This window comes from Pararhodobacter marinus, assembly GCF_003122215.1.
Taxonomy (GTDB): Bacteria; Pseudomonadota; Alphaproteobacteria; order Rhodobacterales; family Rhodobacteraceae; genus Pararhodobacter; species Pararhodobacter marinus.
This window is the reverse complement of record NZ_QEYD01000006.1, coordinates 203,730-218,908: the sequence shown is the minus strand read 5'-3', so window position 1 is coordinate 218,908 and position 15,179 is coordinate 203,730. Positions and strand designations below refer to the sequence as shown.

The 15,179-nt window shown below is 68.4% G+C and carries 13 protein-coding genes; 11 read left to right on the top strand and 2 right to left on the bottom strand.

Annotation, left to right across the window (positions count from 1 at the left end; translation table 11 throughout):
* Positions 1–64 precede the first annotated feature (64 nt).
* The 8 genes from C4N9_RS11570 (at position 65) to C4N9_RS11535 (ending at position 8,748) form a co-directional block, all read left to right on the top strand.
* Positions 65–1,378, top strand: a complete 1,314-nt coding sequence (locus C4N9_RS11570; protein WP_109533480.1) for an ABC transporter substrate-binding protein — start codon at positions 65–67, stop codon at positions 1,376–1,378.
* A gap of 129 nt (positions 1,379–1,507) precedes the next feature.
* Positions 1,508–2,374 carry a carbohydrate ABC transporter permease gene (locus C4N9_RS11565; RefSeq protein ID WP_109533479.1) on the top strand — a complete coding sequence of 289 codons (867 nt, stop codon included), beginning with the start codon at positions 1,508–1,510 and terminating at the stop codon, positions 2,372–2,374.
* A gap of 12 nt (positions 2,375–2,386) precedes the next feature.
* Complete coding sequence (locus C4N9_RS11560) at positions 2,387–3,217, top strand: carbohydrate ABC transporter permease (RefSeq protein WP_109533478.1); 831 nt, start codon at positions 2,387–2,389, stop codon at positions 3,215–3,217.
* 12 nt (positions 3,218–3,229) lie between these two features.
* A complete protein-coding gene (locus tag C4N9_RS11555) occupies positions 3,230–4,234 on the top strand; it encodes an ABC transporter ATP-binding protein (protein WP_109533477.1) in 1,005 nt (334 codons plus the stop codon).
* On the top strand, positions 4,231–4,998 hold the full coding sequence (locus tag C4N9_RS11550) for an L-iditol 2-dehydrogenase (RefSeq protein ID WP_109533476.1): 768 nt from the start codon (positions 4,231–4,233) through the stop codon (positions 4,996–4,998). The genes C4N9_RS11555 and C4N9_RS11550 overlap by 4 nt, the downstream gene beginning before the upstream one ends.
* Before the next feature lies 1 nt (position 4,999).
* Positions 5,000–6,472, top strand: coding sequence for a mannitol dehydrogenase family protein (locus C4N9_RS11545; RefSeq protein ID WP_109533475.1), 1,473 nt, complete (start codon positions 5,000–5,002; stop codon positions 6,470–6,472).
* Positions 6,473–6,475: 3 nt separating this feature from the next.
* Complete coding sequence (locus tag C4N9_RS11540) at positions 6,476–7,156, top strand: HAD family hydrolase (RefSeq protein WP_245902520.1); 681 nt, start codon at positions 6,476–6,478, stop codon at positions 7,154–7,156.
* An 11-nt stretch (positions 7,157–7,167) separates the two neighbouring features.
* A complete protein-coding gene (locus tag C4N9_RS11535) occupies positions 7,168–8,748 on the top strand; it encodes an FGGY-family carbohydrate kinase (protein ID WP_109533474.1) in 1,581 nt (526 codons plus the stop codon).
* A 13-nt stretch (positions 8,749–8,761) separates the two neighbouring features.
* Here C4N9_RS11535 and C4N9_RS11530 read toward each other — a convergent pair whose 3' ends face one another.
* On the bottom strand, positions 8,762–9,874 hold the full coding sequence (locus tag C4N9_RS11530) for a LysR family transcriptional regulator (protein ID WP_109533473.1): 1,113 nt from the start codon (positions 9,872–9,874) through the stop codon (positions 8,762–8,764).
* A gap of 101 nt (positions 9,875–9,975) precedes the next feature.
* On the opposite strand from C4N9_RS11530, the gene C4N9_RS11525 reads away from it, so the two are divergent.
* The gene (locus tag C4N9_RS11525; RefSeq protein WP_109533472.1) at positions 9,976–11,310 is read left to right on the top strand and encodes a serine hydroxymethyltransferase; all 1,335 of its coding nucleotides are present in this window, start codon (positions 9,976–9,978) and stop codon (positions 11,308–11,310) included.
* Positions 11,311–11,394: 84 nt separating this feature from the next.
* Here C4N9_RS11525 and C4N9_RS11520 read toward each other — a convergent pair whose 3' ends face one another.
* Positions 11,395–13,368 carry an AsmA family protein gene (locus tag C4N9_RS11520; RefSeq protein ID WP_109533471.1) on the bottom strand — a complete coding sequence of 658 codons (1,974 nt, stop codon included), beginning with the start codon at positions 13,366–13,368 and terminating at the stop codon, positions 11,395–11,397.
* Between the two features lie 168 nt (positions 13,369–13,536).
* On the opposite strand from C4N9_RS11520, the gene C4N9_RS11515 reads away from it, so the two are divergent.
* Entirely contained in the window at positions 13,537–14,229 is a 693-nt protein-coding gene (locus tag C4N9_RS11515) for a lysophospholipid acyltransferase family protein (RefSeq protein ID WP_109533470.1), read from the top strand.
* Positions 14,226–15,179: a phosphatidate cytidylyltransferase gene (locus C4N9_RS11510; protein WP_109533469.1), complete on the top strand. Its 954-nt coding sequence runs from the start codon at positions 14,226–14,228 to the stop codon at positions 15,177–15,179. The genes C4N9_RS11515 and C4N9_RS11510 overlap by 4 nt, the downstream gene beginning before the upstream one ends.

Here is a 15,179-nt window from a genome sequence, read left to right as displayed (position 1 = left end):
TTTTGACCTCTCGTTTGAGAATTTGCCCAAGGGATTAGCATTTGCTCAATATGGGAGGAAGACCATGACCCGCACCCTGCGCGCCCTCATGGGCGCGACGGCGCTGACCGCTGCCGGCTTCGCGCTGGCGGCTCAGGCCGAAACGATCACCATCGCCACCGTGAACAACGGCGACATGATCCGCATGCAAGGGCTCACCAGCCATTTCACCGACATGCACCCCGATATCGAGGTCGAGTGGGTGACGCTGGAGGAAAACGTCCTGCGTCAGAACGTGACCACCGACATCGCCACCGGCGGTGGCCAGTACGACGTCATCACCATCGGCACCTATGAGGTTCCGATCTGGGGCGCCAATGACTGGCTGCTGTCGCTCGACGATCTGGGCGACGAGTACAATGTCGACGACCTGCTGCCCGCCGTGCGCGGTGGCCTGACGGTCGATGGCACGCTCTATGCCTCGCCCTTCTACGGCGAAAGCTCGATGGTGATGTACCGCACCGACCTGATGGAAGCGGCCGGGCTGGAAATGCCCGACGAACCCAGCTGGGAGTTCATCCGCGAAGCCGCCGCCGCGATGACCGACCGCGAGAACGAAATCTACGGCATCTGCCTGCGCGGCAAGGCCGGCTGGGGCGAGAACATGGCGTTCCTGACCGCCATGGGCAACTCGTTCGGGGCGCGCTGGTTCGACATGGACTGGCGTCCGCAATTCGACAGCGAAGCCTGGCACAACACGCTGACCTTCTACATCGACATGATGAACGAATACGGCCCTCCGGGCGCGTCGAATAACGGCTTCAACGAGAATCTCGCGCTGTTCCAGACCGGCAAATGCGGCATGTGGATCGACGCGACCGTCGCCGCCTCCTTCGTGACCAACCCCGATGACAGCGACGTCGCCGACAGCGTCGGTTTCGCGCTGGCCCCCGATAACGGGCTGGGCCGTCGCGGCAACTGGCTCTGGGCGTGGAACCTGGCGATCCCGGCTTCGTCGGATGCCCCGGAAGCCGCGCGCGAATTCATCGCCTGGGCGACCGGCCCCGGCTATACCGAGCTTGTCGCCTCGGAAGAGGGCTGGGCCAACGTGCCCCCGGGCACCCGCACCTCGCTCTACGAGAACCAGGAATACCTGGACGCGGCGCCCTTCGCCGAGATGACCCTGCGCTCGATGCAGGCGGCCGATCCGACCAACCCGGCCGTGGATCCGGTGCCCTATACCGGCGTGCAATTCGTGGCGATCCCGGAATTCGCGGGTCTCGGCACGGAAGTCGGTCAGCTCTTCTCGGCCGCGCTGGCCGGTCAGATGAGCGCCGACGAAGCGCTGGAGCAGGCGCAGGAGCTTGCCACCGAAGAAATGGAGGCGGCGGGCTACTAAGCCCCCCTCCCCTTCCGATCCGGGGCGCAGGTCTGTGGCGGGACCTGCCCCACCTCCTCCCGGAAACGCCAGAACGCGCAGCCTGCGGGCTGCGCGCCTTCCCCGCAGCTTCAGCCCGAGGGTTCCCCGATGGCCACCCAGCATTCCCGTTCCGCTGCCCGGTTGATGATGTCCCCGGCCGTGTTCCTGCTTCTCGTGTGGATGCTGGTGCCGCTGATCATGACGCTGTGGTTTTCGACCCTCGATTACCGGCCCATGCGCGGCACGTTCGATTGCTGCGAGGGCCTGGGCAACTACTCCCGGTTCGTCACCTCGTCGGCCTTTCTCGACAGCATCGTCGCCACGTTGCAACTGGTCGGCGGCGTGCTGGTCATCACCGTGGTGGGCGGCGTCCTGCTGGCCATTCTTCTGGATCAGCCGATCTGGGGTCAGGGCGTGGTGCGAATCCTGGTGATCGCGCCGTTCTTCGTCATGCCCACGGTCTCGGCGCTGGTGTGGAAGAACATGTTCATGAACCCCGTGAACGGTCTCTTCGCGCATCTTTTCAAAGGGCTGGGCCTGCAGCCCGTGGACTGGCTCAGCCAGTATCCGATGTTTTCGATCATCCTGATCGTGTCGTGGCAATGGCTGCCCTTCGCGACGCTGATCCTGCTGACCGCGATCCAGTCGCTCGACAGCGAGCAGCTTGAAGCCGCCGAGATGGACGGTGCCGGCCCCCTGTCGCGGTTTGGCCACATCATCCTGCCCCACCTCGCGCGGTCCATCACCGTGGTCGTCCTGATCCAGACCATCTTCCTTTTGTCGATCTTCGCCGAGATCTACGTCACCACCTCGGGCGCCTTCGGCACGCGGACCCTGACCTATCTGGTCTATCAGCGCGTGATCGAAAGCCAGAACGTGGGTCTGGGCTCCGCCGGCGGCATCATCGCCGTCATCCTCGCCAATATCGTCGCCCTCGTGCTGATGCGCGTGGTGGGCAAGAACCTCGACGCCTGAGGAGGATCGACCATGGCCCGCGCCGTCACCACCCAACGCAAGATCGCCTTCACCGCCCTCGCCTGGATCATCGGGCTGGCGATCTTCTTCCCGATCCTGTGGACGATCCTGACCAGCTTCAAGACCGAGGCCACGGCCATCGCCGACCCGCCTGTCTTCTTCAACTTCGACTGGACGCTGGAAAATTACACCGTCGTTCAGGAACGCTCGGATTACATGCGCTATCTGTGGAACTCGGTCGTGCTGGCCGTCGGTTCGACGATCTTCGGCATCATCATCGCCGTTCCCGCCGCCTGGTCCATGGCCTTCGTGCCGGGCAAGCGCACCAAGGACGTGCTGATGTGGATGCTCAGCACCAAGATGCTGCCCGCCGTGGGCGTGCTGTACCCGATCCGGCTGATCCTGATCGAGCTGGGGATCCTCGACAGCAAGGGCGCGCTGATCTTCATCCTGATGATGATCAACCTGCCGATCATCATCTGGATGCTCTACACCTATTTCCGCGAGATCCCCGGCGAGATCCTTGAAGCGGCGCGGATGGACGGTGCCACGCTGAAGGACGAGATCCTTTACGTCCTGACGCCGATGGCCATTCCCGGCATCGCCTCGACCGTGCTTCTGAACATCATCCTCGCCTGGAACGAGGCCTTCTGGACCCTCACCCTGACCACGGTCGACGCGGCGCCGCTGACGGCCTTCATCGCCAGCTATTCCAGCCCCGAGGGCCTGTTCTACGCCAAGCTCAGCGCGGCTTCGACCATGGCCATCGCGCCGATCCTCATCCTCGGCTGGTTCAGCCAGAAACAACTCGTGCGCGGCCTCACCTTCGGCGCCGTCAAGTAAGGGACTGATATCATGGGACGCATCACGCTTGATAAAGTGCGCAAGGCCTTCGGCGATGTCGAGGTCATCCCGCCTCTGGACCTGCGAATCGAGGACGGCGAGTTCGTGGTCTTCGTGGGCCCCTCGGGTTGCGGGAAATCCACGCTGCTTCGGCTGATCGCCGGGCTCGAAGACGTCTCGGGCGGCGAGATCCGCATCGACGGCACGGACGCGACCAACCTGTCGCCGGCCAAGCGGCGGCTGGCGATGGTGTTCCAGAGCTACGCGCTTTACCCGCACATGTCGGTGCGCAAGAACATCGCCTTCCCGCTGAAAATGGCCGGGCTCGACAAGGCCGAGATCGACAAGCGGGTCGAAGGCGCGGCGAAGGTGCTGAACCTCGACAGCTACCTCGACCGTCGTCCCGGCCAGTTGTCGGGCGGCCAGCGCCAGCGCGTCGCCATCGGTCGGGCCATCGTGCGCGAGCCCTCGGCCTTTCTGTTCGACGAACCGCTGTCCAACCTCGACGCCGCGCTGCGCGTCGGCATGCGGCTGGAAATCAGCGAGCTGCACAAACGGCTGGCGACGACGATGATCTACGTCACGCACGATCAGGTCGAGGCCATGACCATGGCCGACAAGATCGTCGTGCTGCAGGCGGGCCATATCGAGCAGGTCGGCAGCCCTCTCGAGCTGTACCGCACCCCGCGCAACAAGTTCGTCGCGGGCTTCATCGGCTCGCCCAGGATGAACCTGATCGAAGGCCCCGAAGCCGCCAAGCACGACGCGCACACGATCGGTATCCGCCCCGAACACCTGATGGTCACGCCCGAAGGCGGCACATGGACCGGCAAGATCGGCGTGTCCGAGCATCTGGGGTCGGACACGTTCTTCCACGTCACCGTGCCGGGCTTTGCCGAGCCACTGACCGTGCGCGCGGGCGGCGAGGTCGATCTGCATTACGACGACGAAATCCACCTGACGCCCGATCCCGCGCAGATTCACCGGTTCGACGCCGAGGGGCTTCGGCTGGCATGACGCGACTGGCGGGCAAACGCGCCCTGATCACCGGGGCGGCGCGCGGCATCGGGCTGGCCTTTGCGCGCGCCTACCGGGCCGAGGGCGCGGCGGTCACGATTGCCGATATCGACCTGCCCCGCGCGCAGGACGCCGCCGCCGGAATCGGCGCGCAGGCCGTGCATCTGGATGTCTGCGACCCGGCCAGCATCGAGGCGGGAATGGACGACGCAATCGCCGCGATGGGCGGGATCGACATCGTGATCAACAACGCCGCGCTGTTCACCGCCGCCCCCATCACCGAGATCACCCGCGCCGATTACGACCGCGTCTTCGCGGTCAACGTGGCGGGCACGCTGTTTACCCTGCAGGCCGCCGCGAAACGGATGATCGCGCAGGACACGGGCGGCAAGATCATCAACATGGCGTCGCAAGCCGGTCGCCGGGGCGAGGCGCTGGTGGCGGTCTATTGCGCCTCGAAAGCGGCCGTCATCAGCCTCACGCAATCCGCCGGGCTGGACCTGATCCGGCACGGCATCAACGTCAACGCCATCGCGCCCGGCGTGGTCGATGGCGAGCACTGGGACGGCGTCGACGCCTTCTTCGCGCGCTACGAGGGCAAGGCCCCCGGCCAGAAGAAGCGCGAAGTCGGCGAGGCCGTCCCCTATGGCCGCATGGGCCGGGCCGAGGATCTGACCGGCATGGCCGTCTTCCTCGCCTCGTCCGAGGCCGACTACATCGTCGCCCAGACATACAATGTCGACGGCGGAAACTGGATGAGCTGACATGTCCACCCCCCTGAGCCAATCCAACCTGCCCCATCTGCCCGCCGCCGTCGCCGCCCCCGGCTATGACCGCGCCGGGCTGAGCGCGGGCATCCTGCATTTCGGCGTCGGCAATTTTCACCGCGCGCATCAGGCGATGTATCTCGACCGGCTGTTCGCGATGGGTCAGAGCCTCGACTGGGCGCTGGTCGGCGCGGGCGTGTTCGAGGGTGAGCGCAAGGGCCGCGCGGTACTGGAAGCGCAGGACTGGCTGACCACGCTGGTCGAGCAGGAGGCCGATCATTCCGAGGCCCGCGTGCTGGGCTCGATGATCGATTACATCGAACCCGCCGACGCCCCCGCGATCATCGCGCGCATGAGCCAGCGCGACATCCGCATCGTCTCGCTCACCATCACCGAGGGCGGCTATTTCCTCGATAGCAAGGATCGGTTCGACCCGACCCATCCCGCCATTGTCGCCGATGCCGCCACGCCCGAGGCGCCGAAAACCGCGTTCGGCATGATGATTGCCGCGCTCAGGGCCCGGCGCGCGGCGGGGCTGGAACCCTTTACCGTCATGTGCTGCGACAACATCCCCCATAACGGCGTAGTGACGAAGAACGCGCTTTGTGGTCTGGCGCGCCTGTCGGATCCGGATTTCGCCGACTGGATCGCGGCCAACGTGGCCTTCCCCAATGCCATGGTCGACCGCATCACCCCCGCCACCACCGACCGCGAACGCCGGATTCTGGCCGAGGATTTCGGGGTGCAGGACGGCTGGCCCGTCTTCTGCGAAGGCTTCACGCAATGGGTTCTGGAAGACCGGTTCCCGCTGGGCCGCCCCGCCTTCGAGGCCGCCGGCGCGCAATTCGTCCCTGATGTCGCGCCGTTCGAGCTGATGAAGCTGCGCATCCTCAATGGCGGCCACGCGGTCATCGCCTATCCCGCCGGGCTGATGGACATCCATTTCGTGCATGAAGCGATGGAGCATCCGCTGATCCGCGCCTTCCTGCGCAAGATCGAAGAGCGCGAGATCATCCCCACCGTCCCGCCGGTGCCCGATACCGATCTGAATGCCTATTTCGACCTGATCGAACGGCGCTTTTCCAACCCCAAGATCGGCGACACGGTGCGCCGGCTGTGCCTTGACGGCTCGAACCGGCAGCCGAAATTCATCATCCCGACGCTGCGCGACGCGCTGGACCAAGGGGGGCGGATCGACGGGCTGGCGCTGGAATGCGCGCTCTGGGCCCGCTATTGCGCGGGCGTCTCCGATAGCGGGGCCGAGATCGCGCCGAACGATCCCAACTGGGACCGGCTGCAGGCCGTGGCCCAGCAGGCGCGGCGCCGTCCGCAGGCGTGGCTCGAGCAAGAGACGATTTACGGCGATCTGGCAGAACAGGCAGGCTTCGCACAGCGTTTCGCGCATTGGCTGCACCTGCTATGGGACAGCGGAACGGCGAGCACCCTCTCGCGCTATCTCGAAGGCGATTGACCCATGGACACGATGTCGACCCGCCCGGCGCTCGTCATCTTCGATTGCGACGGTGTTCTGGTCGACAGCGAGCCGATTTCGCTGGCGGTGATGCTGGATGTGCTGGCCGAGGCGGGCTGCGTGCTGGACGCGGACGAGGCCTATGCGAATTTCCTCGGCAAATCGCTGGGCAGCGTGGCCGAATGGCTGAAACGCGAGCGCGGGCTGGACCTGACGCCGCCGCTGCTGGGTGCGCTGCGCGAACGGCTTCTGGCCCGGTTCGAGCAGGACTTGCAGCCGACGCCCGGCGTGGCGCAGGCGCTGGCGGCGCTGGGCGTGCCGGTCTGCGTGGCCTCGTCCAGCCAGCCCGACCGCATCCGCCTGTCGCTGCGCGTGACCAACCTGCTGCCTTTTTTCGAGCCGCATATCTTCAGCGCCACTATGGTCCCGAACGGCAAGCCCGCGCCCGACCTGTTCCTGCACGCGGCGCGGAACATGCAGGTTGACCCCGCCGAGTGCCTGGTGATCGAGGACAGTCCGGCGGGCCTGACAGCGGCCCGCGCGGCAGGAATGAAGGCGGTGGCCTATGTCGGCGGCTCGCATGCCGGACCCGCCAATCTTCGGCAAGCGGTTGAAAAATGTGCGCCGATGGCCATCATCGGCGACATGGCCGCCCTCCCCGCTCTGGTGCGAGGCCGCGCCTGAGGGTGGAGACGATGCCGTCTTATCTTGTGGCTGTCGATGTGGGCACGCGCAGTGCCCGAGCGGGCGTGTTCGACACATCCGGCCGCATGCTGGCGCGCAGGGTCGCGCCGCTGGCGCTGACCGAGGGCCCCGGGCCGCATGCGGAATACAGCTCGGACCAGATCTGGGACGCGGTCTGTGCGGCCAGCCGCGCGGTGGTGACCCAGGCCGGGATCGCCCCTGATCGCGTGATCGGGCTGGCCTTCGACGCGACCTGCTCGCTGGTCTTGCGCGACCGCGACGGGGCGGCGCTGTCGCTGGGCGCGCCGGATCGGGACACGATCGCCTGGTTCGACCACCGCGCGCTGGCCGAGGCCGCGGAATGCACCGCAACCGGGCACCGGCTGATCGACCATCTGGGCGGCGCGATGTCGCCCGAGATGCAGACGCCCAAGCTGATGTGGCTGAAACGCCACCGCCCCGACGCCTGGGCCCGGCTCGGCGCCGCGCGCGATCTGTGCGACGAGCTCACCTTGCGCGCGACCGGCGAGCCCGGCGCCTCGGCCTGCGCGCGGGCGGCGAAATGGCCCTATCTGCCGGCCTCTGGCGGCTGGGCAGAGGATTTCCTGGCGCAGGTGGGGCTGGACGATCTGCGCGAGCGGGCGGACCTGCCCGCCAAGGTCGTCCCCGTCGGTGCCCCGGCGGGCTGGCTGACCCCGCAGGCCGCCCGGGCGATGGGGCTGGCCGAGGGCATCCCCGTCGCCTCGGGCATGATCGACGCCTATGCGGGTGCGCTGGGCACGGTGGGCCTGTCGCCGGGCGCGTCTCCGGGCCTGATGCTGATCACGGGGACGTCGAATTGCATCATGGCGGTGACGCCCGACCCGCTTTTCGCCCCGGGCATCTGGGGCCCGTCACGCGACACGGTGCTGCCGGGCCTGTGGACCAGCGAGGGCGGGCAATCGGCTGCCGGTGCGGCGCTGGAATGGGTGCTGGACGCGTGGCCCGGCCCGGCCCCCGGCCAGTCCTATGACCACGACGCCGTGCTGGCGCGGATCGAGACGCTTCTGGCCCGCGAGGGCGCCGCGTTGGGACAAGAGATCGACGTACTGCCCGATTTCAACGGCAACCGCTCGCCCTTTTCCGATGCCGGCCTCAGGGGCGTGATCGCGGGCTTGTCGCTGGACCGGGGGTTCGATGCCCTGTGCAAGCTTTACTGGCGCACCGCGGTGTCGGTCGCTCTGGGCGTGCGGCAGATCGCCGAGCACCTAGCGGACGCCTCTTCGGGCACAGGGACCGCGCCGCGCAGTCTGGCCATCGCCGGCGGACTGGCCCGGGCGCCCGTCCTCAGACAGCTTTTCGCCGATGTGACGGGGATGAAGGTTCTGACCTCGCAGGCCGAGGACGTGGTCCTGTCGGGAACCGCCATCGCGGCGGCGGTGGTCTCGGGGCATTACCCGGACCTTGCGACGGCAACACCGGCGATGACCACGCTGGCCAGGGTCCTCACACCCGACCCGGTGCGACACGAATACTATGATCGCGACTACCGTATCATGTTGAAAATGCAGGACCACCGCGCCGAAATCGCGGCGATGAAAGCCCGGATCTGACAGCGCCCCGCCGTCAGGCCAGCGCGCGCAGCGCCGCTGCCACCCGCTCGGCAGCGCTGCCCCGGCGCAGGGGGCGCAGCCGGTAAAGCCGCAACGCCCGCGCCAGCGGAACCGGCGCCGCGAAGGGCGCGACCAGCCGCCCCTCGGCCAGATGCCGGCTCAGAAGCGCCCGGTGTCCCATCAACACGCCCGACCCTGCCAGCGCCTCGTCCACCGCCAGCGCGTAAAGCGAATGCGCCACGCCCCTTGGAACCGCAATCTCGGGCGCCGCCGCCGCGCACCAGCGCCGCCAGTCACCCGGCCATGCCGAATCCTCTAGGCAAGGCACCGCCGACAGGTCGCCCGGCTCTCGGAGCCGTGCGGCCAGCGCCGGCGCGCAGACCGGCAGCAAGGCATCCTCGGCCAGCAACTGACCGCCTGTCTCGCCCATGAACAGCGCCAGATCATAGGGCGCGCGCTTCCCTTCGGGCAGGCGTTCCAGCGCCGTGACCGAGACCTGCATCCCCGGGCAGGCCGCGCGCAAACCCGGCAGGCGTGGCGCCAGCCAGAGCTGCGCCACGGCAGGCAGCGCCGCGATGCGCACAAGGCGTGTTCCCCGCGCCATCAGCGCCGCGAAAGACCCCAATGCAGTCGCAAGCGCGGGCTGGACCGTCTTTGCGTCGGGCAGCGGCCGGACGCCCTGCGCGTGGCGTTCGAACAACGGCCGGCCCGCCCAGCGCTCGACCCGCCGCACCTGCGCGGCAACCGCGCCCGGCGACAGGCCCAAAGCCGCCCCGGCCGCGGCGAAGCCTGCCGTCCGCAGGGCCGCTTCGAAACCGTGCAGCGCGCCCAGCGGCAGCGGCGCAGCGCCCAGCGGCGCAAGCGCCTGTTCGAGCCGGTGAAAGGCTTGCCTCAACGGCGCGGCCAATGCCAGAGCCTCGGGCGTGGGCTGCACCGAATGCGCCCGCGCCGCCAGAAAGCTCATGCCCGACGCGGTTTCCAGCGCCCGCAACTTGGCGCGCAGGGCCCCGGGCGACACGCCCAAAGCCGCGCCGGCCGCCGCGTAGCCGCCATGGCGCAGCACCGCGTCCAGCGCAGCCAGATGCGCCAGCGACGGCGGGCGTGGCGGGGGCGGAGTGACGGGCATCGGGGCTTTCAGGCTCAGGTTTCTTGCGCCTCAGATGATCGCAAATCGCGATTGCGCGCAAGCCGCCCGGCCCGCAGTCTAAACGCAACACAGGAGGTTCCATGATCCGCACCGTCCCCCATCTCACGCCCCGGAAATGGGTTCCCGCCGCCGCCGAAACCCGCGTCCAGGCACTGGCCGCCGAGGCCGCGCAGGCCGACAGCGCCACACTCGACGCGCGGATCGAGACGCTCATCCAGCGCAATCAGCAGATCCACGAGCGCGATTGCTTCAACCTCAACCCCGCGACCAACGTGATGAATCCGCGCGCCGAGGCAGCGTTGGCGCGGGGGCTGGGCTCGCGTCCCTCGCTGGGCTATCCGGGCGACAAATACGAGATGGGGCTGCAGGCGATCGAGGAAATCGAGGTCATCGCCGCCGAACTCGCCGCCGAGATCTTCGACGCCACCCATGCCGAGATCCGCGTGCCCTCGGGCGCGCTGGCCAATCTTTACGGGTTCATGGCGCTGGCAAAGCCCGGCGACACGATCATCGCGCCGCCCGCCGCCATCGGCGGCCATGTGACCCATCATGCCGATGGCTGCGCGGGACTTTACGGGCTGAAAACCCACCCTGCCCCGGTCGATGCCGATGGCTACAGCCTGGATCTGGACGGGCTGCGAGACCTGGCGCTGCGCGTCCGGCCCAGGGTGATTACCGTGGGCGGCTCGCTCAACCTGTTCGAACATCCCGTGGCGGGCGTGCGCGCCATTGCCGACGAGGTCGGCGCGCATGTGCTCTTCGATGCCGCGCATCAATGCGGGATCATCGCCGGCAAGGCGTGGTCGAATCCGCTCGATCACGGCGCGCATCTGATGACGATGAGCACCTACAAATCGCTGGGCGGCCCGGCGGGCGGGCTGATCGTCACGCGCGACGGCGCGATTGCCGAGCGGCTGGACCATATCGCCTTCCCCGGCATGACGGCGAATTTCGACGCGGCGAAGTCGGCGGCGCTGGCCATCGGGCTGCTCGATTGGCGCGACCATGGCCGGGCCTATGCGCTTGCCATGATCGACACGGCACAGGCCTTCGCGCGGGCGCTGTCCGATGCCGGCCTGCCGGTCTTCGCGCAGGCGCGGGGCTTCACCCGCTCGCATCAATTCGCCGTCGAGGCGGCGGAATTCGGCGGCGGTCAGGCCGCGTCGCGCAAGCTTGAACAGGCCGGGTTCCTTGCCTGCGGTATCGGCCTGCCGATCGCCGAGGTGCCGGGGGACATGAACGGGCTCAGGATAGGCACACCGGAGCTGGTGCGCTGGGGCGTGACGCCCGCCGATATCCCCGAGATCGCCGCGCTGGTGGCCGAGGCCCTGCGCGCCAACGACCCCGCCACGATCGCCCCGCGCACGGCTGCCCTGCGCGCGCGCTTCGACCGGCTGCACTTCATCCGCAACTGACCGCCCCGCGCGCCCGGCGCCGTGGCGCGCCGGGGCGCACGCGACCGGCCCGGGCCGCCGGGACGAACGGCGGCCGAGGCGCCCTTAATTCCCGCGCCCGCCGATCAGCGAGCGCAGCCCCTGCCTGAGCAGGTCCTCGGTGCTGCCCTCTCCACTGCCTGCCGCGCCACCCAGCGCCTCGGTCACTGCCTCTTGCGCGCGTTGCGTGGCGCGCTCCTGCAGGCGCTGGATTTCTTCCTGCGCCCGCGCCTCGAGCCGCGCGCGTTCCTCGGCCAGACGCTGCTCGGCCAGCCCTTCCAGGTCCAGCCGGAAGCGAGGCGCCGACCACGGGCCGGTGACGATCAGCGGCACGCGCAGGCTCGCCTCGCCGGTATCGGCGTTGCGGAAGGTTTCGGGGGTGATCCGGTAGGCCAGTGTCTGCCCGCCCAGATCCACGTCGCCCTCGCCGCGCACGGTGAAGAGCGGCGCTTCCAGCCGCAGGTCGCTGTTGTTCAGGACACCGCCCGCCATGGTGAAGCTGGCGCCGATGCTGTCGTAGACGGTCGACGACCCGCTGCCCAGCGCCGAAGGGTCGAGATTGCGCAGCATCGCCGCCAGGTCGATGCCCAGGATCTCGCCACGCCCGAATTGCAGCGTGCCCGATCCTTCGAGCGAGCGCATGATCGCGTCGACCGACTGCCCGACGCCCAGGAACCGAAGATCCGCCGCGGCCGAGCCGGTCAGGCGCTCGAACTCGACGGTCTGGCGCAGCATCGACAGCAGGCTCACGCCGCGCAGCGCAAGATTGCCGCCGACCGACAGCCCGTTGCGGTTATTGGCCACCAGATCGCCCGACAGGGTGCCGTCGAAGGCGAGCAGCTCGTTCAGCCCGATCACCGCGCGGGCATTGTCGATGGTCAGCGAGCCGCGCAGCGCGTCGATCATGCCGAAGCCCGTATTCACCGGCCCCAGCGTCAGGCCGATCTGCGCATCCGCGATCCCCAGCGCCGAGGCGTTGATCCGGTCCGTGGGCCAGCCACCGCCCGTGGATCCCGCGCTTTCACCGCCCGTGAAGCCCGTCAGGTCAAGCGATTGCGCGCTGATCTGGCCGGCGATATTGGGACGCGGGCCATCGAAGGTCGTGTCCAGCGCCACGGCGAGACGGTTCGCGCCGACCCCGACGCTGCCCTCGCGCAGATGCAGGCTGCCCGCGGGCGCCAGCGTCAGCTGCCCCGACAGCGCCAGCGGACGGGCCGCGCCCGGCAGCGGCTCGCCGCCCTCGGCGCCCGCCAGTTGCAGCGCCGGTCCAAGGCGGTCGATCTGCACCGACAGCCGGCCTTCGGCGGCGACCGGCTCGATCCCCATCCGACCCTCGAACGAGCCTTCGGCGCCCTCCGCCCGGATCGCGGCGCTGACCGCCACGACCTCGCCCGCCAGAAGCCGGTCGACCGAGGCCAGAGTCGCCGTCACCTCGCCCTGCTGACCGTTGCGGTCGAGCGCGATGCGCAGCTCGGCCGGGCCGCCCGCCTCGGGCATGGCCAGGTCGATCGACACGCCTTCGACGGTGACATCGGTGCCCGCCGCGCGGTCGATATAGCGCAGGCTCGCGCCCTGGATCTGCGCGCGGTCCAGGATGATCGGCGGCAGGGTCGAGCGCGTGCCGGTCTCGCCCGTGGCGGCGCTCTCGTCGCCCACGCCCGCGAAATTCCAGTTGCCGACGCCCATCTGGTCGCGTTCCAGCACGATCTGCGGCGCGCGCGCTTCGAACTGGCGCACCACCAGATTGCCCTGCAGAAGCTGCGCCAGATCGACGCCCAGATCGACGCTGTCAGCCACCAGCATCGGCCCGGCATCCGAGCCCGCCATATTGGCCAGCGTCACGCCCTCGACCCGCGCGCCCAGAACCGGCCAGAAGGTCGGCGTGACATCGCCGTCGATGGTCAGCGCGCGGCCGGTCGCGGCTTCGAACTGGCGCGCCGCGAGATTGGCGATCCGGTCGGCGGGCAGCAGGAACAAGGCCCCGACGGCAAGGATCACCACGACGATGAGCGCACCGATGATCCTGAAAATCCAACGCATTGCCAACTCCTGCCCGTCTCGTTACGCCTGTTGTTTATGACCCGATGATAGCAAAGCGTCCTTTCGGCACAAGCGACCATCGGCGGGCGATGCAGGGTTCCGCCGTCAACGGGCCTTTCGCCGTGCGCGCCCCTTCCCCTTCATCCGATCCCGCTTCATGATGCCCCGATGACGACCGACACCGCCCCTGGAAAACCCCTGCTCCCCGCCCCGCGCCCGACGGGGCCGAGCCGGTTCGCGGCGCGGATCTGCGGTCATGCGCTGGTGCTGTTCGCGCGCGCGATCACCGCGGTCCATGCCGAGTGGCGCGGCGTGGCCCCGACCCCGCGCCAGCGGGTCTATTTCGCCAACCATGTCTCGAATGCCGACATGCCGATGATCTGGACCGTGCTGCCGCCGCATCTGCGCAAGCAGACCCGCCCGGTGGCCGCCGCGGATTACTGGCTGACCTCGCGGCTGCGGGCCTTTGCCGGCGCCGGCATCTTCCGCGCGGTGCTGATCGACCGCCGCCCCGAGGCCCGCAGCGAGGACCCGATGGCGGCGATCAATCAGGCGCTGGATGCGGGCGATTCGCTGATCATCTTCCCCGAGGGCCTGCGCAACCAGGGGCCCGAGCCGCTGCAGAAATTCAAATCGGGGCTCTACAGCATCGCGCAGTCGCATCCCGGGGTCGAGCTGGTCCCGACCTGGATCGCCAATCTCAATTCCGTCATGCCCAAGGGCGAGATCATCCCCCTGCCGCTGATGTGCTCGATCATCTTCGGCGAACCGGTCGCGCTGCGCGAGGGAGAAGAACGCCGCGCGTTTCTCGACCGCGCGGCGGCGGCGTTGCTGGCCCTGAAACCCGAGGACCCGGAATGAGCCCGATTCTGCACGATATCGCGCTGCTGGCGCTGGGAACCGGGCTTGTGCTGTTGACGGTGACGATCATCGGCGAGCAGATGCGCCGCCGCCGCCCGGCCTCGGATCCCGGGGTCGAGATCTTCATGGCCCGCGTCGACAGCTGGTGGGCGATGGCGATCACCTTCACGCTGGCGATGCTGGCGGGCCGCTGGGCGGTGATCCTGATCTTCGCCATCGCCTCGTTCGCGGCCCTGCGCGAATTCTTCACCTATTCCGCGCGCACCAAGGCCGACCACCTGTCGCTGGCCATCGCGTTCTACCTGCTGCTGCCCGCGCAGTTCCTGTTCGTCTATTTCGACATGCAGCGGCTCTTCGCGGTGTTCATCCCGGTCTATGCCTTCCTGCTTCTGCCCTTCGTCGCGGTGCTGCGCGGCTCGACCGAGCGCTTCCTGCGCCGGGTGTCGGAAACCCAGTGGGGGCTGATGATCGCGGTGTTCTGTCTCAGCCATATCCCCGCGCTGATGTGGCTGGAACGGCCCGGCGCCGATGGTGCGGCGACCGGGCGGGGGATGCTGCTGATCGCTTTTCTGGTGCTGGTCGTGCAGGCGGGCGATCTGGCCGATTTCCATATCGGCCGCCGGTTCGGACGCCGCCAGATCGCGCGCGGCCTGTCGCCCAAGACCTGGGCCGGCGCGTTGGGCGGCATGGCCGTGGCGGGCGCAATGGGCATGATCCTGTCCTGGGTCACGCCCTTCGGTCCGCTCGAGGCGGCGGCGATGGCGGTGGTTGCCTCGGCCTCGGGGCAGATCGGCAACCTTGTGCTGCGCGCGATCAAGCGTGACCGGGGGCTGCGTGATTGGTCGCACCTGATCCCCGGACAGGGCGGCTTTCTCGATCAGCTCGACAGCGTGATCTTCGCGGCGCCCGCCTTCTTTCACCTGACCCGGCTGTGGTGGATGAGCGCCTGA

Bases quoted from the DNA above. Each gene is read 5' to 3' on its own strand.
- C4N9_RS11570 (WP_109533480.1), top strand. From the start codon at position 65: ATGACCCGCACCCTGCGCGCCCTCATGGGCGCGACGGCGCTGACCGCT.
- C4N9_RS11565 (WP_109533479.1), top strand. From the start codon at position 1,508: ATGGCCACCCAGCATTCCCGTTCCGCTGCCCGGTTGATGATGTCCCCG.
- C4N9_RS11560 (WP_109533478.1), top strand. From the start codon at position 2,387: ATGGCCCGCGCCGTCACCACCCAACGCAAGATCGCCTTCACCGCCCTC.
- C4N9_RS11555 (WP_109533477.1), top strand. From the start codon at position 3,230: ATGGGACGCATCACGCTTGATAAAGTGCGCAAGGCCTTCGGCGATGTC.
- C4N9_RS11550 (WP_109533476.1), top strand. From the start codon at position 4,231: ATGACGCGACTGGCGGGCAAACGCGCCCTGATCACCGGGGCGGCGCGC.
- C4N9_RS11545 (WP_109533475.1), top strand. From the start codon at position 5,000: ATGTCCACCCCCCTGAGCCAATCCAACCTGCCCCATCTGCCCGCCGCC.
- C4N9_RS11540 (WP_245902520.1), top strand. From the start codon at position 6,476: ATGGACACGATGTCGACCCGCCCGGCGCTCGTCATCTTCGATTGCGAC.
- C4N9_RS11535 (WP_109533474.1), top strand. From the start codon at position 7,168: ATGCCGTCTTATCTTGTGGCTGTCGATGTGGGCACGCGCAGTGCCCGA.
- C4N9_RS11530 (WP_109533473.1), bottom strand. From the start codon at position 9,874: ATGCCCGTCACTCCGCCCCCGCCACGCCCGCCGTCGCTGGCGCATCTG.
- C4N9_RS11525 (WP_109533472.1), top strand. From the start codon at position 9,976: ATGATCCGCACCGTCCCCCATCTCACGCCCCGGAAATGGGTTCCCGCC.
- C4N9_RS11520 (WP_109533471.1), bottom strand. From the start codon at position 13,368: ATGCGTTGGATTTTCAGGATCATCGGTGCGCTCATCGTCGTGGTGATC.
- C4N9_RS11515 (WP_109533470.1), top strand. From the start codon at position 13,537: ATGACGACCGACACCGCCCCTGGAAAACCCCTGCTCCCCGCCCCGCGC.
- C4N9_RS11510 (WP_109533469.1), top strand. From the start codon at position 14,226: ATGAGCCCGATTCTGCACGATATCGCGCTGCTGGCGCTGGGAACCGGG.